This is a genomic window from Flavobacterium jumunjinense (genome assembly GCF_021650975.2).
Taxonomy (GTDB): domain Bacteria; phylum Bacteroidota; class Bacteroidia; order Flavobacteriales; family Flavobacteriaceae; genus Flavobacterium; species Flavobacterium jumunjinense.
Genome location: NZ_CP091285.1, coordinates 1,412,747 through 1,433,349 on the forward strand (window position 1 = coordinate 1,412,747; position 20,603 = coordinate 1,433,349).

Below are 20,603 nucleotides of genomic sequence, written 5' to 3' on the forward strand. Positions count from 1 at the left end.
TGTTAAGTGAATCTTAATAGTACTAAGTTTTTTAATGGTTTTTTTAAAACTCAAAAAGTTGTCTAAAAACAGAAAACATATATTAATAATAAGATTCTCAGCCATGGGTGATGTTGCTATGACGGTTCCTGTTTTGAGGGCTTTTTCTATGCAATGTCCAGAGGTGAAAATAACGGTAGTTTCAAGACCTTTTTTTAAACCTTTTTTTGATGGAATTCCTAATCTGGAATTTTTTTCAATTGATTTAAAGAAAAAGCATAAAGGTTTTATTGGATTATTAAAACTGTTTACTGAAATTAGAAAATTGCAAATTGACTATGTTGCCGATTTGCATAATGTACTTCGTTCGAAAATACTTCGTACTTTGTTTTTATTATCAGGAAAAAAAGTTTCGGCTACAAATAAAGGAAGAGCAGCCAAAAAAGCATTAACACGATCCGAAAATAAGGTTTTTAAACCAGTAAAGTCAATGTTTGATAATCATTTGGAAACATTTGCAAAGCTCGGTTTTGAAATAGATTTAAACAATCCAAAGTTTCCAAAAAAAGCAATTTTATCCGAAGAACTAATTAATACAATTTCATTTTCTAATGAAAAAAACATTGGAATTGCACCTTTTGCACAATACGATAGTAAAGTATATCCTTTAGATTTAATGCAGAAAGTAATTGATGGTTTAGTAACAAATTCAAAGCAGAATATTTACCTTTTTGGAGGCGGTGAAAAAGAAATTAAATTACTAAATCAAATGAAAAACAATCATAAAAATGTGATTGTTTTAGCAGGAAAATTATCGCTAAACGAAGAATTAGAAATTATTTCAAATTTAGATGTAATGCTTTCTATGGATTCGGGTAATGCTCATATTGCTGCAATGTTAGGAGTAAAAGTAATCACACTTTGGGGCGCAACACATCCTTACGCTGGTTTTAAGCCATTCAATCAACCAGATGAATACTGTATTACTTCAAATAGGGAAGAATATCCATTATTACCCACTTCAATATATGGTAATAAGAAAATTGAAGGATATGAAAAAGTAATGCGTACTATTTTACCAGAGACAGTTATTGCAAAAATTGAAACAATTATTTCTTAATGTAAGACTCTAATTCTTTTAAGATAATAGCTCTTGTTTTATGTTTCACTTCTTGACGGTTTTCAAGAGTTAATTCTTTAGTTTCAATAAAAGGATGTATTTTAACACGCATTCTACCTACAGTTCCGCTAAAAAATCGAAAAGGAAAACGTTTCTTATTATCTACAAAAGTGATAGGTACAATTGGAATTTGATGTTCAATTGCCAAACGAAATGCTCCATCTTTAAATTCGTCTAAAACAATGCTTTCATCATCTGGAACACCACCTTCAGGAAAGATACAAATACTCAACCCTTGATGTAGTCTCTTTTGAGCCAATTCAAATACTTTAAAACGACTTTTACTACTACTTCTATCAACCATAATGCAAACACGTTTGAAAAAGAATCCAAAGACAGGAATTTTAGCTAATTCCTTTTTACCAACAAATACAAATGGATTCTTTTTTACCACAATCAACATTAGCATAATATCTAACATTGAAGTGTGATTGGCAACCAACATATAGCTTTTTCCTTTTTCTAGTTTTTGTTCAAAATCTACTTTATAATAAAAACCCATACCATACAAAATAATTTTCGCCCATAACCTAGCTAAGAAAAAGAATTGCGGATATGTTTTTTCGCTTAGAATAGAAAGAAATAAAAAAGGAAATAAGATTAATATAGGAATAATTACTAATAGGTAAAACCAAATTCTCCATACAATCCAAAAAGCATATTTTAGTATTTTCATATTTTAGGAACTAAATGTTAATGAGTTATTTTTAAATCATTTTCCTGCTCTCCCTTTTATCTTTTATACCAGACAGGTTTTAGAAACCTGTCTGGTATAAAAGATAAAAGGGTTAGACTCAAACAAAAGGCATTTAAAAAATCATTCAAAAATAACAATATTATTCAACCATTTACTTATCATAGCAGTTAACTTTTTAAAACAATAACACCTTTGTCAAAGTTTCAAATATTAAACAAGCTTAAGTAGTATAAGGACATACTTTGAAAATAATAAAAAAATAACCTTTTACCATTTCTTTAAAAGTGCTATTTTTGTAGCAAATAACAATAAAAATGTCAAAAATATTAACAGGAGTCCAAAGCACAGGAACACCGCATTTAGGAAATTTATTAGGAGCAATTATGCCAGCAATCGAAATGGCAAACAACCCTTCTAATGAATCATTTCTTTTTATTGCCGATTTACATTCAATCACGCAAATAAAAGACGGAAAAACATTAAGAGCAAATACCTATAGCGTTGCTGCAACTTGGCTTGCATGTGGTTTAGACGTGAGTAAAGTTGTTTTTTACCGTCAGTCTGATGTGCCTCAAACCACTGAACTTTCTTGGTATTTGAGTTGTTTTTTTCAATACAAGCGATTAACATTAGCACATTCGTTTAAAGATAAAGCCGATCGATTAGAAGATGTTAATGCTGGTTTGTTTACCTATCCTATGTTGATGGCGGCAGATATACTATTATATGATGCAGATTTTGTTCCAGTAGGGAAAGATCAAAAGCAACACATTGAATTTACAAGAGATGTTGCTGAAAAGTTTAATCATCAAATGGGTGAAACATTAGTTTTGCCTGAAGCAAAAATTGATGAGAGTATTATGGTAATTCCTGGAACAGATGGAGAGAAAATGAGTAAGTCCAGAAATAATACGATTAATCTGTTTGTTGAAGATAAAGCATTACGTAAACAAATAATGACTATTCAAACGGATAGTACTCCTTTAGAAGACCCAAAAAATCCAGATACTTGTAATTGCTTTGCGTTGTATAAATTATTAGCATCACCAGAACAAACAGCAGAAATGAGCGCTAATTATTTAGCTGGAAACTATGGCTATGGTCATGCTAAACAAGCACTGTTTGAATTGATAGTTGAAAAATTCGCAACCGTAAGAGAGAAGTACAATTACTACATTAATAACCTTGAAGAAGTTGACGCTTTACTAAAAGAAGGAGCAGCAAAAGCGAGTATAGTTGCTAATGGTGTTTTAGGAAGAGTGAGAGAGAAGTTAGGGTATTAATAATTCGATATAATAAATAGTGAAAGCCTTGTTAATCTGGAATTGTTTCAGAATACCAAGGTTTTTTCATTTAGATGCTGAAACAAGTTCAGCAGGTCAAGATTATCTTTTTACATTTTTTTTATTCTGAACTAGATAAAGAATCTCAACTATTAAAAATAAACAATAGGCAAACCGAAACCATTATTTACTTCTTTTATTAACCATTTATTTTTTATTTTTTTAGAAATTACTATTACTGGGTATATATTATAAAACTTATGTAATTCAATATATGCAATATCTTTTTTATTGTTAAACAAAACTCGTGAAGAATTAATTAAAACTCCATTAATTTCTGGATCATCAAAAAAATCACCTTTAGCAGAAACAGAATCTCGAGAAATAATTTTTATGTTTAAAGGACAGCTATTAAATTCATATTACCTGTTTTTCTTTCACCTTTATTTCTACGAAATTATAACTTTTATAATCCTTGTTTAAATCTGGTTCAATTAAATAATTCATTAAACCAATTTTAAGTTTTTTGTTTTCGAATGCTAAATTTTTTAATGAATCAATATAAATATTTTTCTTAATAATATTTTTTTCTAAAATTTCTTCTTGAATATTATTAAGTTTTAGTGTATCAACATATGGAGGAGGAGGTAATAAATGAAAAGTAGTTACGAAATTTGGAATTATCTCAGGTAAAACATCGCACAAAACTTCTGCTTTAAGTTCTTCGTAGGATTTGTGTGTTTCTTTAATCTTTTCTTGGCAACTACAAACAAATAGTAAAACTAATAACGAAAACTTTGCTTTTTTAATCATATTTCTCTTTTATAATTTCCTGAAAATGCCATTTTTCATTTTCTTTTTTAGCTAGTATTTTATCTAGATATGGTAAACAACCACCTTTATAAATAGTAAAAAAAGCTTTATCTTTTGTATCGTTTAAAACAACTCTTGAAAATAGAAATAATAGTGTGTTCATTATGGTTATGATTACTAGTCATATGAGGTAAGTATTCAATATTATAAAGATTGATTAATAAGGTTGATTTTTCAACTTCTTTTTTTAGAATTGTTCTATCAATTAACGAATCATGTGTTGGGTTAAAGTTTTTTAACTCCTCTGGAAATAGATTCTTATAATAAGTATAGTTCATAAAACGTAAAGTATCAATGATACCTATTTTATATTTGTTCTTTTCTTTTGTTAGTGTTCTTAAACGGTCTTTAGCTATTTTAACCATCTTAATAAACTCCTCATTAGAGTTCTCATTATTTGTTTTTTGACTAAGACTATCTGATGGTAGTGGAGGAGGAGGAGGTTGAACATTAATTTCAGGAATTACCTCAGGCAAAACATCGCATAAAACTTCTGCTTCAATTTCTTCGTAGGTTTTTTGCGTTTCTTTAGTCTTTTGTTGGCAACTAATAAAAAACACGAACAGGAATAAAATAAAAGCACCTTTTCTCATAAAGTAATATTTAAGAAAAGATGCTTCAAAAATTAAGCCGAATTTCGACTTGCATTAATATTACCAAATAGAGAACGCATTACAATTTTTTCATAAACAGCAATTTGTTTTTCATTTTCTATCGGGCTTTCTTTTAATTCTTTAATTTTTAATAATGCATATTGTTGTATAGTTAATAAAGGCAATACAATTTTCTCACGCATTGCAACCGAAGCTTTACCGTCGGGATAGTTCTCCATTAACTCGGTAAAACCAGATATTTTTAATAACAAACGCTTTGTTTTTAAATACTCAGTATGGATAATGGTCCAAAAAGGTCCAAATTCTGGGTCATTTTTCATATAGGCAGTTAATGGGAAAAAAGATTTACTTAGAGCCATCATACTATTTTCTAATAGTGTTTTGAAGAAAAGAGAGTTGTTGTATAGATTTTGAACATCGTCCCACTTTCCATTCTCTTCAAAATATTTTAAAGCGGTTCCAACTCCAAAAAAACCAGGCACATTTTGTTTCAATTGACTCCAAGAACCCACAAACGGTATTGCCCTCAAATCATCTAAATTCAATTGTGCAGATTGTTTTCTTTTAGAAGGTCGACTACCAATATTCGTTTTAGCATAATAATTTAAGGTACTCATGTTCTCTAAATATGGCACAAATTTCGGATGTTTTTTAAAGTCAATATATTTTTGATAACTAATTTCAGAAAGTTTTTGCATTACTGCTTTTTCATCATTAGTTAAATGATTTTCTTCTTTATGAAATACTTGGTTATTTGCTCCAGCACTCAATAGATTTTCTAGGTTATAATGGCAAGAATCTATTGTGCCAAAGTTAGAACTGATTGTTTGTCCCTGTACAGTTAATTGAATTTGTTTGTTTTCAATTTCTGGACCTAAAGAAGCGTAGAACTGATGTGTTTTTCCACCACCACGAGCAGGTGGTCCACCACGACCATCAAAAAACACTACTTTGATATTATATTTTCTAGACATATTAGAAATGGCAGTCTTTGCATTGTAAATTCCCCAATTGGCCATTAAATAACCTCCATCTTTTGTACCATCTGAAAAACCAAGCATTATAGTTTGTTCGTTGTTTCTGCTTTCTAAATGTTTTTTATAGGTAGGATTAGTATATAATTTTTCCATAATTTCATCTGCTTTTTGAAGTGCTTCTACACTTTCAAAGAGCGGAACTATATCTACAGTAGGATTTTTCCAATTGCTTAGACGAAATAATGCAAGTGCTTCTATTACATGTATTGCCATTTCATTATTACTAATAATATAGCGATTACAACCCAATTCTCCGTTGTTTTCTTGAATGGTTTTTATAGCATTTATTGAACTTAGTGTAATCTTTGTTTCATGATTATCGAAATCCTCTTCTTTTAAATCGGCAGAGACATTTGAAAGAATTTTTATTTTTTCTTCTTCATTTAATGTATTATAATTTACCGTAAAGAGTTTAGGATTTTTATCAATTATATCTTGAAATACTGTTTCGTGTATTTTACTGTTTTGTCTAATATCTAATGTGGCAAAATGATAACCAAAAACAGTAAGCTTATTGATTAAATTGTCTATTTCATTTAGATATAATGATTGATGTTTTTCAATTAATAATGTTTTAATTAGTTTCAAATCGGATGCTAATTCTTCTTTAGAAATGAACAACGTTCCTTCCGAATAAAAAACAGAACGATAGAGTTTGTTTTCAATGCTACTGATTAATTCTTCAACACCAGAGAAGGTTAACTTTCGTTTTAATTTTCGAATATCTAAATAATAAGATTTTAAAATAGAAGTACGCAATCGATTAGCAACTTTCAAAGTGATCTCAGTTGTAACATACGGATTTCCATCTCTATCTCCACCTGGCCAGAAACCAAGGTTAAAAATAGGGTTGTTAAGCTCTGCTTTGTTTTTAAAAATATTTTTCTGAATATATTGCATCATCTCACCAATCGTATGATAAAATACGTTTTCTAAATACCAAATTAAACTTACGGCTTCATCAAAAGGTGTTGGTTTTACTTTTTTTATAAATGGTGTTTTTCCAAGTTGTGCTAATGATTCTTTAATCGAATTCAAATCATTTACTTTGATAGCCTGTGTTAAATCGGTTATGATTCCTAAAACGGGTCCAGGGTAAAATTGTGTTGGGTGGGCTGTTAAAACGGGTCTCACTTTGAAATCGTTTAAAAAAGCAATTAGCTCTTCTCTTTTAAAGCGTTGTTCTGCTCTTTCTTTAATATTTCTTAATGAACCTCTTCCTTCCATATTATTCACTACATTGAAAGAAGCATCTTCAATAGCATCAAACAAAACCACTTGTCGTTCAACGTATTGAATGAAACGAAACATTAGATCGATTTTTTCTTCTTCAGTTGGATTCTCTAAATATTTTGAAGCAAAGGCATTGAAGATTTCTTCTGGACTTTGATTGTTTTTATAACCTTGTTCACAGATATCTGAAAACAAAGGCAATAAAACACCAGTGTTATTGATTTCATTGAAGGGCAACGTGATAAAAATACTATTATAAATATTGAATTTTGAAGCAACGTTTTGTTCAAAACGTTCTAATTTTGGTAGTGAGTACATTTCAAAAAAGTTTGTTACTAATTTACAATTTTATTCTTTAAAGCATTGTCTAAATAATGTTATAAATCAATATGATTCGCAAGTATTTATGATTTTTCAGTTAAATAATTTCAAACAGTTTTCCAGGTAACGGACGAATGACTCCTTTTAATTCCATATTTAATAAAATAGAAGAAGTTTTGAAGATAGGAATTTCACAATCTAAAGCTATTGTATCAATAGATTCATTTTCTTTATTTTGAAGATAGTCATATATTTTTTGTTCTTCATCCGTTAAAGAAATGAACAATTGCTTTTGAATTGCTTTTTCGGTATTTTTAGAAACTAATTCCCAATTTAAAATGTAAACTAAATCTGCTGCAGAAGTTAATACGTGTGCACGTTGCGTTTTAATAAGGTTATTGCAACCATGACTATATTTATCGGTTGTTCTGCCTGGAACAGCAAAAACATCTCGATTATAATCATTAGCAATTTGAGCAGTAATTAAAGACCCTCCTTTTTCTGCACTTTCAATAACAATTGTAGCTTCACTCATTCCAGCAACAATACGATTTCGTCGAACAAAGTTTTCTCTATCGGGTTTAGAATGACTCCAGAATTCGGTAAGAAAACCACCATTTTCTTCCATTCTAACCATGTGTTTTTTATGTACTTTAGGATATATTTGATTAAGACCATGTGCTAAAACGCCAATAGTTTGTAAGCCTAAATCCATTGCAGTTTGATGTGCTACAATATCTACACCATAAGCAAAACCACTAACAATTATAGGATTTAAAGGTATTAGTTCTTCAATTAGTTTTTTAGTGAATTCAGTACCATAAGTAGTAACTTGTCTTGTGCCTACAACACTAATTATCTTTCGGTTTTGTAAATTAACATTACCCGATTGAAATAATAATACCGGACTATCGAAACATTGTTTTAATCGTTCAGGATAATTATTATCTTGATAATAGAGTAGATTAATATTTTCATTTTCAATGAATAGCAACTCATTATCGGTTTTTTGAAAAACAGATTTGTCCTGTAAATTAGAGAGTAATGATTTACCGATACCATCAATTTTGGCTAGAGTGGATCTCTTAGATTTAAAAATTTCTTCCGCAGAACCACAATGGTTAATGAGTTTTTTGGCAATAATATCACCTACTCCTTCTACTTGCAATAACGCAAGCGTGTAGTATAATTCGTTTTGTAACATGGCGTGTAATAAAATAATTGGCTTATATATTACACAAATGTAGTTTATATTTTGGAATTTGCAAATAGAATTAATTACATCTAAGTTAGAAGATTAGATGTATTAATTGTCAGATTTTTTCAGTTCTTCAATTCTTTTTTCTAAGTTTCTTTTGGCTAACTTTTGTAGGTCTTCTACCGAATCACTTTCGTCCATTATTTCTAGGCCTAATAAGGTTTCAATAACATCTTCTTGAGTAACTAATCCGCTAAAAGAACCATATTCATCAAGAACAGCAGACATGTGGTTTTTGTTTTGAATTAACTCTTCAAAAAGTTGAGGAATTGGTTTGTTTCTCTTAGTAAAAACAATGCTTCTTTTGATAGATTCTAAAGACTCATTCCCTTTATTGTTTATCATTGCATCTAAAATATCGGTTTTTAAAACCAAACCAATAATATTATCTGATGAAGTGGTATAGATAGGAATTCTAGAAAAACGGAGTTTTCTGTTTGCTTCATAGAAAGTTTCAATAGACATTGCGCTATCTGCAATTTTAACAACAGTTCTAGGTGTCATTATATCTTTTGCAAAAACAGAACCTAAGCTTAAAAGGTTTTTTAATACTTTAGACTCCGATTCTTTAAAAACACCTTCTTTTTCAGCAATATCTGCCATTGCAGAAAAATCATCTCTACTCAAAATTGAAGTATGACCCGTTCCTCCAATTAGTTTTGTAGTAAGCTGTAGCAACCACAATATTCCTGTAATCTTTAAAGGGAAAATTAATAATTGTAGTGTACTAGTTGTAAAACTTGCTAACTCTTTCCAATATTTTGCACCTATTGTTTTAGGTATAATTTCAGATAGAATTAATATTAAAAATGTCATTATAGAGGAAACTATGGCTACAGCATTATTTCCGTTTCCGAATGTTTTTTCAGCTTGAACACCTACTAGGATAGCACCAACAGTATGTGCAATAGTATTTAGTGTTAATATTGTAATTAACGGTTTGTCTATATCTGCTTTTATCGCTTCTAATTTTGGAGCAAAAGCTTTTCCTTCTTTTTTAGAAATGGTTATAAAAGTGTGAGTAACACTTAGTAAAACAGCTTCGAGAATAGAACATAGGAAAGAAAAGAAAATAGAAGTAACAGCGTAAATGATTAATAATGTCATTAAATAATATTTTTAAAGTTCTAAAATACTCAATTATTATTGAGAAAGCAAGCAAAAAAGATTAATTACCAGCCAACATATTTAGGTGGTTTTATTTCGTTAAGGTTGAGGTATACTATAATTTGTCCGCGATGATGTGTAACATGATCTTGAAGTAAGTTCAAAATTTGTAATTTAGTTTTTGGTCCAGCAAAGAAGTCTACTTTCTCTTTTAAGCTTTTCGGCTTTGTTGTTTCAATTGCTTTCGAAACTGCATTAAAAGAAGTTTCTAAAAATGTAATTATCTCTGCTTTTGTATAGGTAGATGCTTCTTTCGGTTTTTCTATTTTTTCTGCACCAAAATAGCTAGTGCTTAGCCAATCCATATTTACTTTAATATGTAATAGTTGTTCACCGAAATCCATTTCTCTTTCCGTAGGCTTGAAATTATATTTATCTTCTGGCATTGCTTCAGCTAATTCTAAAAGATACTTTTTTGAGTTTTCCCATTTTTCTAAAAAGGCACTAATTGGTTCATCTTGTGCGAACACATTAGCAAAAGAAATTACAGAAAGAATAATAATAAAATACTTCATGGTGTATTTATTGTTTAAAAACACAGAGCCACAAATTTTTAGTTAATTTATGGCTCTCTAATATTGATCTTATTTTAATAGTTTCACTATGTCTTTTGCAAAATAGCTTGCAATAATATCGGCACCAGCTCTTTTAAAAGCAGTGGTTTGCTCTATCATTATGGCATCATGATCTAACCAGCCTCTTTCTGCTGCTGCTTTTATCATAGCATATTCTCCTGAAACTTGATAAACAGCAACAGGAACTTCACTCATGTTTTTAATATCTCTAACAATATCTAAATAAGCAATACCAGGCTTCACCATAACAATGTCAGCACCTTCTTCAATATCCATTCGTGTTTCTCTAGTTGCTTCTTCGCGATTATGAAAATCCATTTGATAGGTTTTTTTATCTTTTGGAATGTCTATTAAATCAACAGGAGCAGAATCTAAAGCGTCACGAAAAGGACCATAAAGAGCAGAAGCATATTTTGCTGAATAACTCATTATTCCTGTATTGACAAAATTTTCTTCTTCTAGTAATTCTCTCATTTCTAAAATTCTTCCATCCATCATGTCACTTGGAGCAACAAAATCTGCACCCGCTTTTGCGTGAGACAATGCCATTTCTGCTAAAAAACTAGAAGAAATATCATTTGCTACAAGTCCGTTTTCAATAATTCCATCATGACCATACATAGAATATGGGTCTAAAGCAACATCGGTCATAACAATCATTTCTGGAACTGCATTTTTAACTGTTTTAATAGCGCGTTGCATTAATCCATTTGGGTTTAGTGCCTCTGTACCTCTGTTATCTTTCAAGTTATCAGGTACTTTTACAAAAAGTAAAACAGACTTTAATCCCATTGCCCAAAGCTCTTTTACTTCTTTTTCAAGTAAATCTAAACTATATCTAAAATAGTTTGGCATTGAAGGAATTTCTTCCTTAATGCCTTTGCCTTCTACAACAAATAGTGGTACAAGGAAATCATTTGGCGTTAATATTGTTTCGCGAACTAAACTTCTAATAGATTCGTTTGTTCTTAATCTTCGATTGCGTCTAAGTGGAAACATAGTATATATTTTTAAAACTTTTAGTAATGAATTTATGATAGACAAAGTTAACTAAAATTAGGCTAAAAGGTGGAGTTTAGTAGACAAGTATTGAACGATAAAAACAGAAAAATCAATAATTAATTCTAAATTTGCAAAATGAAAAAGTATATGGTTTTGTGTTTATGCTTATTCTTAACTAGTTGTTTTGAAATAACCGAGAGAATTAGACATAATAGTGACGAAAGTGGTAATTATAGTCTTGTTGTAGATTTTTCTAAATCTTGGTTAAAGACACGCTCTGCAATTTGGTTAGAAGAAGTAGACGGAGTTAGTATTCCGAGCGAACAAGATATAAAAGATAAACTGGCAAATTTCAGATTATTAGCCTCAAAAGTTGATGGAGTTTCTGGTATAACTACAAAATATGATTTTAACAATTACATTTTTACTTTAAAGTTCAATTATAAAAATATTGACGCTTTAAATTCAGTTTTGAATAGTATGAATAAACAAAATGCACTAACACATTTTAGTGGTTCTACAACAACTATTTTTGAACGATTTGCTGCTTATCCAATTCCGAAAAATTTAATAAAAAACGACGACAAAAAAGAAGATTTGCTAGACGCTAAGATTACCTCAATTTATACTTTTGATAAGGAAGTAGTTAAAACAGGAAATCCAAATAGTAAAATTTCAAAAAACAAACATACTGTCTTTTTAAAACATAATGTTTACAATGTTTTAAAAAACAATACAATAATGAATAATACAATTTATTTTTAATTCTTGATTTATGAAAAAACGTTTTAATGTTTTATTACTATTAGCCAGCACCTTTATTTTTGGTCAGGTTGCGCCAAAAGATTTTGATTACTTTGTTCAATTTAATGGAAGTCAGTTCTCTAAAAAAGTGACACTAGACGAAATTATGAACCACAATGCAATAAAAAAAATAGCAAAATCAGAAAAAGATTTTAATATTAAAGATTATACGTCACTTATAAAATCAGATAAAAATGTAACCATTCACGGAAATTTTTCAGACAGTATTCCTTTTTATCAAATTACTATTCCTATTAAAAATAGAGAAGAAGTGAAGGCATTTGTAATGCAAAAAATTAAAGAGAATAGCGAAAAAATATCAGATGAAGTTACGACCCAAATTGAAGATTACGACACCTATACGGTTTATAATTCTTCAAATACTGCTGCATCTATGGCTTGGAATGATGAATATTTGGTTATTTTAGAATTTATTAAACCAAAGAACTCTAGTTATAACGATCCTTATGCTTATGAAGTAGTGGAGCCTTATGAAGAAGACTATGATTATGAATATGGAGTTGAAGAAGATAGAGACTCAGTTCAATTTAATATAGATGATCTTCCACCACCACCACCTAGCGAATATGAAGATTGGGTTGAAGTTGTTGAAGCAGAAGCTGTGATCGAATCTACAGAAGTAGAAGAAGCTGTTGAATGGGTTGAAGTAGAAGAAGAAGTAATTGAATCTACAGAAGATTACGATTATGACTATGAAGAAGAAGACAATGAATATTTAAAACAATTAGAAGAAGAAAAAGCAAAAAGAAAAGAGATGCAAAACATGCAGATTGAGTATCTTTTTAGTAACGGTTTTGTTCTTCCATTTTCAGCAAAAATAAATACAAAAGCAGATATTTCTACTTGGGTAAATTATAAATCAGCATTTAGTTCTATTAGAGACTTAACAAGTTCTATGAAATATATATTTGGAAGAAATACTTCATTTACTGATACTGATATAATTGAGAATTATATTAACGGAATGAATTTCGATTTCTATTTTGAAAACGATAAAGCAAGAGTAGAAGAGGTTATAGAATATTCTAGCTCGTTAGCTGAAGTTATGAATAAGGTATCAAACCGTAAAATAAACAAAAGTATTTACAAGTATTTTCCAAATCAAGATCCTTTAGGATATATGACATATCATATAAATTCTAAGGAGTTATTGAATAGTTATCCAAAATTAATAGAGCAAATGTATAGTGGAAATCCATACTTTGGTCATGATGATATGAGTATTGTTGTCGATTTAATGGCCACAATGATTGATGAAGAAGCGGTTTCTACACTTTTTGATGGAGATTTAAGCATGTTCTTGCATGACATTAAAAAAGAGGAATCGAGCTATACAACCTATGAGTATGATGAAAATTATGATGAGGTTGAAGTTGAAAAAACAATACAAAAAACAATTCCAGTATTCACAATGTTATTCACATCTACACACAAAACAATGGCTGATAAGCTTTTTGATTTAGGTGTTAGAAAAGGTGGATTGATTAAGAGAAAAGGATATTATGAAGTTAAAGGTTCTAGTGATATGGGAGCTTTAAAGTTAATAAAAGACGGAGATGTTATTGTTATTACAAATGGACTTGAGTACCTTATTAATGGAAAAGGTTCTAATTTTTCTAAGAGCATTATAAAAGATTCGAAACAAAATACTATGTCGGCAAGCGTAAATCTAAAAGATTTAATTGTTAAATATGTTACCAATGAAGATTTCGGAAAAGACACTACAAAGATGTTGAAAGTTAGTCAGCAGTTTGAAAAAGTAGAAATGAAATCATCTAAGAAATTGAAGAACAATAAGCAAAGTGTTGAAATGATTTTACATTCATCAAATTCAGATAAGAATATTATATTACAAACTTTAGACTTAGTTGACTTCTTGAACGATTAAGAATTTAAAAAATTAATCCTAATAAAAAAGCAGTAATTCGAGATGAATTACTGCTTTTTTTATTGTAGTATTAAAAGGTATTTTTCTTTAAAAAATCTTTTTTTCAAAAAGTTCAAAAGCTTTCTTTATTTTCTTGTTTTCATTAAAACGATACCCAATAAAGAAATCGAGAAAAAGTTTAGAATTAATAAGCTCAGCTGTTTTGGCACTGTCATATTGATAATCCTTATAATTTACTTTTACACCAGAAAACAAGTTCTTATTGTTATAGCCCAATGAAAAGTTTACATCAAAATTAATATTTAAATTAGTCGATTTTAGTACGGTTTGTCTTTTTATCATTTCTTCATAGAAATAACTTTTAGAATTATTGAGTCCTATTCCTGGATGAAAACCAAGTGTTGTGAACCATTTTTTTCCTAATACAAAATTATACATATAACCATATTGTAAAATAGCATCAAAAGATTTTACCTTAATGAGCGATTTTTCACTTTCATCAATCCTTCTCGATTTAAGGGTGTTGAAATAGTAACCAATAGAAGGAATAAAACTTCCTGCATTTCTTATTTGTCTTTCGGTCATGTTTTCAAAAGCACGATAAGAAAAATTATTGTTTAAAATATAGAATGTTTTTCCACCAATAGTTTTAATCTCAAGATTAGGATATAAGTCTATAGGGACTAGTTCATCAAAATGTTCAAGATAGAAACCTCTAATTTTTTTATATTCTACTTCTTGTCGTAATCTGTCATTATAGAAAAACTTAAAACTCAAATCTAATGTTTTAGTTTTCCCATAAGTTGTCTCATTATTAGAAAAAAAATCAGGTGAGAAAGAGACAAAAAGCCCTAAGAATTTATAATCAAAAGAAAGTCTAAGTTTTGTTTTTTGATTGGGAATAAATTTACTTTCAGAATAAGAACTTGTGTTTAAATTAGGAATAGTATAGTTATCGACATCACCATTTAAATCTAATTTAAAAATCATTTTATCGAAATAGTTTACTCTATAATTTGGATCATATTTATGTCTTTTGGCATGAAGAATTTCTCCTTCATCTTGAGCAGAAACAAAATTAAACACACATAATAACAATAATCCAAGACATTTCATATAATCCAAATAGCTATAATTTTAAACCCAATCTGTAGGATTTTGTAATGTATTAATAAGCTTTTCTTCATCGCTGCCTTCTTTTGGTTGATGATCATATACCCATTGTACATGTGGTGGTAAACTCATTAAAATACTTTCAATCCTTCCGTTTGTCTTTAAACCAAAAAGCGTGCCTTTATCATGAACAAGGTTAAATTCTACATATCTTCCACGACGAATTTCTTGCCATGTACGTTGTTCATCAGAAAAAACAAGTTCTTTTCTGCGTTCTACAATTGGGACATAAGCTTCTAAAAAACTATTTCCAACTTCGGTAACAAAGTTATACCAATCTTCCATCAAAGTTGTTTCTGTAGCCTTACAATAATCAAAAAACAAACCACCAATGCCACGTGCTTCATTTCGGTGTGTGTTCCAAAAATAGTCATCACATTGTTTTTTATATTTCGTATAAAATTCAGGATTATGTTTATCGCAAGCAGTTTTACATGTTTGATGAAAATGTTTTGCATCTTCTTCAAACAAATAATAAGGCGTTAAATCTTGTCCACCACCAAACCAACTATTGATTACATTTCCATTATCATCATACATTTCGAAATACCTCCAATTCGCATGAACAGTTGGTACCATCGGATTTTTAGGATGTAAAACCAAACTTAATCCACAAGCAAAGAAATCGGCTTCACCAACATTGAAAAGTTTTTGCATAGAATCGGGAAGTTTTCCATGAACAGCAGAAATATTAACACCGCCTTTTTCAAAAACAGTACCGTTTTCTATAACACGTGTTCTGCCACCACCACCTTCAGGTCTGTCCCACAAATCTTCACGAAATTTGGTTTTCCTATCAACCTCCTCTAAGCCTTTACAAATTTGGTCTTGTAATTTTTGTATGTATGCGTAAAATTTATCTTTCATTAAAATAATAGTTTACTGTTATCAGTTGACAATTTTAAAGTATTGCGGTTATTTTTCTTAATATTAGAAAATCATATTTATTACTCCTGAAAAAGTTAAAACTAAAAAAGGAATTGTAATGTATTCATAATCTGTATAATATTTATTTTCATAAATTTTATTCAATATCAAGAGAATTATTAAAGTAATTATAGAAAATAGGATAGTAAAAATTGGTAGTCCAATCATTAAGTATCCTGCTCCACAAGGTGATTCATTAGCAAATGATTTCATTTTAAATAAAAAGAAATATAACACATATAAACACCAAATTAAATAAAGTGTAATTGGTATTAAATTAATTCTATTTTCAATTTTTATTCTCATTTAACTGCTGACTAACTGCTGAACACTACTTTCTTTTATACTCTTTAACCGCTTCTACAAATGCTTTTGCATGGTCTACAGGAATGTTTGGTAAAATTCCATGACCAAGGTTCACAATATAATTATCTGGACCAAATTCATCAATCATTTCATGAACCATTTTTTTAATTACTGGTATTGGAGATAATAATCGTGAAGGATCAAAATTTCCTTGTAACGTTTTCTTTCCACCAGTTAAATATCTTGCATTTTTAGGAGAACAAGTCCAGTCAACACCAATGGCAGCTGCTTTAGATTTTGCCATATCATCAAGAGCAAACCAACACCCTTTTCCAAAAACGATAACTTTTGTAGAATCAGCAAGAGCTTCAACAATTTGGTTGATGTAGTTCCAAGAAAACTCAGTGTAATCAGTAGGAGATAACATTCCACCCCATGAGTCAAAAATTTGAACAGCATTTACACCATGTTTCACTTTTTCTTTTAAATATAAAATGGTTGTATCTGTGATTTTTTGTAATAATAAATGTGCAGCAACAGGATTAGAAAAACAGAATCCTTTTGCTTTGTCGAAACTTTTTGAACCTTTTCCTTCAACAGCATAACAAAAAATTGTCCAAGGTGAACCTGCAAAACCAATTAAAGGCACTTCATTGTCTAGTTTTTCCCTAGTCATGTCAATAGCATCCATTACATAACCTAAAGTTTCGTTGATATCTGGAACGAGTACTTTGTCAACATCGCTTGTTTTACGAATTGGATTGGGTAAAACTGGTCCGATTCCATCTTCTAACTCTACATCAATTCCCATTGCTTGTGGAATTACTAAAATATCAGAGAATAAAATAGCTGCATCTGGCTTTATAATTCGAATGGGTTGTATTGTAATTTCAGAAGCTAATTCTGGAGTTTTACAACGTGTAAAAAAATCATATTTTTCTTTGATTGCCATAAATTCTGGCAAATATCGTCCTGCTTGACGCATCATCCAAACTGGCGGACGTTCTACAGTTTCATTATTTAAAGCTCTTAAAAAAAGGTCGTTTTTAATCATCGTTTATAGGTTTTAAAGTTCTAAGTTTTTAATCGTTAAGTTCAAAATAAAACTTAAGTCAGAAAGACTAAAAAACTATTAATTATAATATTTTATTATTTCTTCAATTACATTTTCAACAGATGGTTGTGTAATTATTTTTATATTTTGTGTTTTGTTCTCTAATGCTTTTGCGGTGGTTTTACCAATACAAAAACAAACTTCATTCTTTAATTCGTTGTTCTTTAAATAACTTGAAACACCTGATGGACTAAAAAATGCTATTCCGTTAAAAGCTGTTTCTAATTTATGAGGTTTTAGATAGGTTTCATAAACAGTTATTTCATTATATACAACATTGTTTTCAATTAAAACTTTTGGTAAATCGTTTTTTCTAAGGTTACCAGAGAAAAAGGTAAATGTCTTTTCTTTGTGTTTAGTAATTATAAAATTAGCTAGTTGTTCAGCATTATTTCTATAATCAATCACTTCAAAACCTTTTTTCTCTAAATACTTTTTAGTTTTACTCCCTACACAAATGCATTTTTTTGAAGTAAGTGAATTTGAATTTTTTAAAACACTTTTTACAGCGTTTTTACTTGTGAAAAGTAGAATTTCATTTAGAATATTTATTTCAAATGGAACTATTTTCGTTTTAATAAAGTTTTTATCTACAACTTGTAACCTATTATTCTCAAATGATTTCTTCTGAGTTTTAGTAAGCTTTTTGGTTGCTAAAACAGTTATCATTTTAGATTTTTTTGTTTCTTAAATCAAATTCTTCTTGACCCATACAATACATTTCTATATCTTTATTATAGCCATAAACTACTAAAATATCATCATCTTCAACCACAGTTTCAGGAGTTGTTCTTCCGATAGTTTCTCTAGTTATTGTTTTTTTTCCAATTAGATTTCGTTTCTCTTTTTTACGAATAATTGTAATTAAAGTAAGGCTATATTTATCGATAGAGTCTAATTCTTCAAGTGTTTTGCCGAAAAATTCTTTCTTAGCTTTTACTTCTGAAATAGTATAATTATTATCTAATTGATAATTTTCTAAAGTGGATTTGAAATTGATTTGTTTTGTTAGTCTATCAGCAGAATCTTGTTCAGGATGAATGATACTATATATTCCCATTGCTTCAAGAACTGTATCGTGTATTGGTGATAAAGCTCTACTGATAATTTTTACATCACTGAGTTTCTTGATAATTGCAGTTGTAATAATTGCAGCACCTTCATTCTCTCCAATTGCAACAACAACCTTGTCTGCATCTTTTAAAGGAACAGCATCATAAGCAAGTTCATTAGTTGAATCCATACAAATGGCATGAGAAATTTTATCTTTTACAAGATTTATCTTGTCCATTTGTTTATCGATACCTATAACTTCATTTCCTGTTTCGGTTAGACTTAAAGCTAAAGACATACCAAAATTACCAAGTCCAAAAACGATTATTTTCATTTAAAACTTATTTAGTTAATCAATATATTTTCTTTTGGATACTCATAAAACTGATGATTCAATTGACGTAATAAGCCAATCATCAAGTTGAGCATTCCTATTCTTCCTATAAACATTACGGCCATAATTACATATTTACTAGGCTCAGACAAAGTCGAAGTGAAATTCAAACTTAACCCAACTGTACTATATGCAGAAAAACATTCAAAAACCACGGTTAATAAAGGTGTGTCTTTTGGTTCTAATATGAGTAGCGCCATTATAGAAATTCCAATTACGATTAATGAAATACATAAAATCGCAAAAGCCCTAGATGTAGATTCGCTACTTATTCTTCTTCCGAAGATTTGAATTTTGTTTCTCCCCCTTGCTACAGCATAAATATTTAATGTTGCTAATGCAAAGGTACTTGTTTTTACTCCACCACCAGTAGAAGCAGGAGAAGCACCAATCCACATTAAGAAAATAATGAACAACAAGGATGGAACGGTAAATTTAGTGAAGTCTACTGTATTGAATCCAGCTGTTCTTGGAGTTACAGAATTAAAAGCAGCATTTGTGATTTTTCCAAATGCGGTTTTATGTTCTAATAATGTGTTATTGAATTCTGAAATAAACAAAAACACCCATCCAACAAATAATAAAATAATAGTAGTATAGATTACTATTTTAGTATTAATTTTAATTACTGGTACTTGTTTATGTATTAATTTTTTATCAAATATTTCTAATATATAGGTTTTTAAATATTTATAGAAATTAAAAATGATATTATGTCCTAATCCTCCAAATATGATTAAAATTATGATTATCCATTGAAAGAAATAATGAAAACGAATAGATTCATCATATAAACCATTTGAAAAAATTGAAAATCCAGCATTACAGAATGCAGAGATAGAATGGAAGACAGAAAAGAAAAATTTATTGTTTATAGAGTTGTTGTTCAATATGGAAGAATAAATAAAAAGTGCTCCAATTATTTCTACAGCAACAGTAAAAATTACCACATTTAGTGCTGCTCTAAACACATCTTTTAATCCTTCTGTAGCAATAAAATCTTTGGTGTTCAATCCTTCTTTAAATGAAGAACTTCCTCTAAAAAAGAAAGCAAAGAATGAAGTGAAGGTTAGAATTCCAATACCTCCTAATTGTATAAGTACTAATATTATTGATTGCCCAATAACAGTAAAATCTTTACCAGTATCTACTACTGCTAAACCAGTTACACAAACAGCACTTGTAGAAGTGAAGAGTGCATTTGTAAAGCTAATTCCATTTGTTGTTGCACTTGGAAGCATTAATAAGAATCCTCCAGATAACGCAAGTATTAAAAAACTACCAACAAAAACAATGGCAGGATTAAAGTAAATATCATAGACATGTCTAACTAGAACTAGTAATCTTAAAAGGAAATAGACGATTAAACCTCCTTCTAGAAAGGCTTTTATTTCTTGAAGAATATAATGATAACTAAAGTCAGTGTTAATTAACGCAATAATTCCAGACGTAATAAGTAAAATGGAGATGATGACCATGTTTACCAAGGCGACTTTCTTATTGCTTTTATATTTATAGATGAAAAATTTAAAAGTATTAAATACCAGTAATAGAAAAGTTAATATTAATAGACCAACAACGTGTGGTGTATTGAAATTTTCTCCAAAGTCATAGCCAAAATCAAATACAATGAAAAGTAATACAATGATATCAAAAAAGCGGTAAATATAATTGAGTAATGATTCTCTTTCCATTATTTAGAGT

Annotated in this window: 19 protein-coding genes; 4 read left to right on the forward strand and 15 right to left on the reverse strand. The window is 29.4% G+C overall.

All coding sequences use genetic code 11. From position 1 onward, the window contains the following. The first annotated feature begins 103 nt into the window (after positions 1 to 103). Positions 104 to 1,099, forward strand: coding sequence for a glycosyltransferase family 9 protein (locus L2Z92_RS06390; protein WP_236458005.1), 996 nt, complete (start codon positions 104 to 106; stop codon positions 1,097 to 1,099). On the opposite strand, the gene L2Z92_RS06395 is transcribed toward L2Z92_RS06390, so the two are convergent. Next, positions 1,089 to 1,835: a lysophospholipid acyltransferase family protein gene (locus L2Z92_RS06395; protein ID WP_236458006.1), complete on the reverse strand. Its 747-nt coding sequence runs from the start codon at positions 1,833 to 1,835 to the stop codon at positions 1,089 to 1,091. The genes L2Z92_RS06390 and L2Z92_RS06395 overlap by 11 nt on opposite strands. A gap of 335 nt (positions 1,836 to 2,170) precedes the next feature. Between L2Z92_RS06395 and trpS the strand changes: the two genes are divergently transcribed. Continuing rightward, positions 2,171 to 3,139, forward strand: a complete 969-nt coding sequence (gene trpS, locus L2Z92_RS06400; RefSeq protein WP_236458007.1) for a tryptophan--tRNA ligase — start codon at positions 2,171 to 2,173, stop codon at positions 3,137 to 3,139. A 417-nt stretch (positions 3,140 to 3,556) separates the two neighbouring features. On the opposite strand, the gene L2Z92_RS06405 is transcribed toward trpS, so the two are convergent. The 7 genes from L2Z92_RS06405 to hemB form a co-directional block, all read right to left on the reverse strand. Beyond that, the gene (locus tag L2Z92_RS06405) at positions 3,557 to 3,952 is read right to left on the reverse strand and encodes a hypothetical protein (RefSeq protein ID WP_236458008.1); all 396 of its coding nucleotides are present in this window, start codon (positions 3,950 to 3,952) and stop codon (positions 3,557 to 3,559) included. A 107-nt stretch (positions 3,953 to 4,059) separates the two neighbouring features. After that, the gene (locus tag L2Z92_RS06410; RefSeq protein ID WP_236458009.1) at positions 4,060 to 4,605 is read right to left on the reverse strand and encodes a hypothetical protein; all 546 of its coding nucleotides are present in this window, start codon (positions 4,603 to 4,605) and stop codon (positions 4,060 to 4,062) included. A gap of 32 nt (positions 4,606 to 4,637) precedes the next feature. Further along, entirely contained in the window at positions 4,638 to 7,214 is a 2,577-nt protein-coding gene (locus tag L2Z92_RS06415) for a phosphoenolpyruvate carboxylase (RefSeq protein WP_236458010.1), read from the reverse strand. A gap of 100 nt (positions 7,215 to 7,314) precedes the next feature. After that, on the reverse strand, positions 7,315 to 8,421 hold the full coding sequence (gene dprA / locus L2Z92_RS06420) for a DNA-processing protein DprA (RefSeq protein ID WP_236458011.1): 1,107 nt from the start codon (positions 8,419 to 8,421) through the stop codon (positions 7,315 to 7,317). A gap of 102 nt (positions 8,422 to 8,523) precedes the next feature. After that, positions 8,524 to 9,582, reverse strand: coding sequence for a CNNM domain-containing protein (locus L2Z92_RS06425; RefSeq protein WP_236458012.1), 1,059 nt, complete (start codon positions 9,580 to 9,582; stop codon positions 8,524 to 8,526). 65 nt (positions 9,583 to 9,647) lie between these two features. Further along, on the reverse strand, positions 9,648 to 10,157 hold the full coding sequence (locus L2Z92_RS06430; RefSeq protein WP_236458013.1) for a DinB family protein: 510 nt from the start codon (positions 10,155 to 10,157) through the stop codon (positions 9,648 to 9,650). A gap of 69 nt (positions 10,158 to 10,226) precedes the next feature. Further along, a complete protein-coding gene (gene hemB / locus L2Z92_RS06435; protein WP_236458014.1) occupies positions 10,227 to 11,216 on the reverse strand; it encodes a porphobilinogen synthase in 990 nt (329 codons plus the stop codon). Positions 11,217 to 11,354: 138 nt separating this feature from the next. On the opposite strand from hemB, the gene L2Z92_RS06440 reads away from it, so the two are divergent. Further along, on the forward strand, positions 11,355 to 11,984 hold the full coding sequence (locus L2Z92_RS06440) for a hypothetical protein (RefSeq protein ID WP_236458015.1): 630 nt from the start codon (positions 11,355 to 11,357) through the stop codon (positions 11,982 to 11,984). A gap of 10 nt (positions 11,985 to 11,994) precedes the next feature. Further along, positions 11,995 to 13,932: a hypothetical protein gene (locus L2Z92_RS06445; protein ID WP_236458016.1), complete on the forward strand. Its 1,938-nt coding sequence runs from the start codon at positions 11,995 to 11,997 to the stop codon at positions 13,930 to 13,932. 87 nt (positions 13,933 to 14,019) lie between these two features. Here L2Z92_RS06445 and L2Z92_RS06450 read toward each other — a convergent pair whose 3' ends face one another. The 7 genes from L2Z92_RS06450 to L2Z92_RS06480 form a co-directional block, all read right to left on the reverse strand. After that, complete coding sequence (locus L2Z92_RS06450) at positions 14,020 to 15,048, reverse strand: DUF4421 family protein (protein WP_236458826.1); 1,029 nt, start codon at positions 15,046 to 15,048, stop codon at positions 14,020 to 14,022. 21 nt (positions 15,049 to 15,069) lie between these two features. Then, entirely contained in the window at positions 15,070 to 15,972 is a 903-nt protein-coding gene (gene hemF, locus L2Z92_RS06455; protein ID WP_236458017.1) for an oxygen-dependent coproporphyrinogen oxidase, read from the reverse strand. A gap of 63 nt (positions 15,973 to 16,035) precedes the next feature. Continuing rightward, positions 16,036 to 16,245, reverse strand: coding sequence for a hypothetical protein (locus L2Z92_RS06460; protein ID WP_236458018.1), 210 nt, complete (start codon positions 16,243 to 16,245; stop codon positions 16,036 to 16,038). Positions 16,246 to 16,363: 118 nt separating this feature from the next. Then, positions 16,364 to 17,392 carry a uroporphyrinogen decarboxylase gene (gene hemE / locus L2Z92_RS06465; RefSeq protein WP_236458019.1) on the reverse strand — a complete coding sequence of 343 codons (1,029 nt, stop codon included), beginning with the start codon at positions 17,390 to 17,392 and terminating at the stop codon, positions 16,364 to 16,366. A gap of 78 nt (positions 17,393 to 17,470) precedes the next feature. Then, positions 17,471 to 18,121 (reverse strand): uroporphyrinogen-III synthase, encoded by a 651-nt coding sequence (locus tag L2Z92_RS06470; RefSeq protein ID WP_236458020.1) that lies wholly within the window; start codon positions 18,119 to 18,121, stop codon positions 17,471 to 17,473. Position 18,122: 1 nt separating this feature from the next. Further along, positions 18,123 to 18,839 (reverse strand): potassium channel family protein, encoded by a 717-nt coding sequence (locus L2Z92_RS06475; RefSeq protein WP_236458021.1) that lies wholly within the window; start codon positions 18,837 to 18,839, stop codon positions 18,123 to 18,125. Positions 18,840 to 18,850: 11 nt separating this feature from the next. Further along, entirely contained in the window at positions 18,851 to 20,593 is a 1,743-nt protein-coding gene (locus tag L2Z92_RS06480) for a TrkH family potassium uptake protein (RefSeq protein WP_236458022.1), read from the reverse strand. Positions 20,594 to 20,603: the final 10 nt, after the last annotated feature.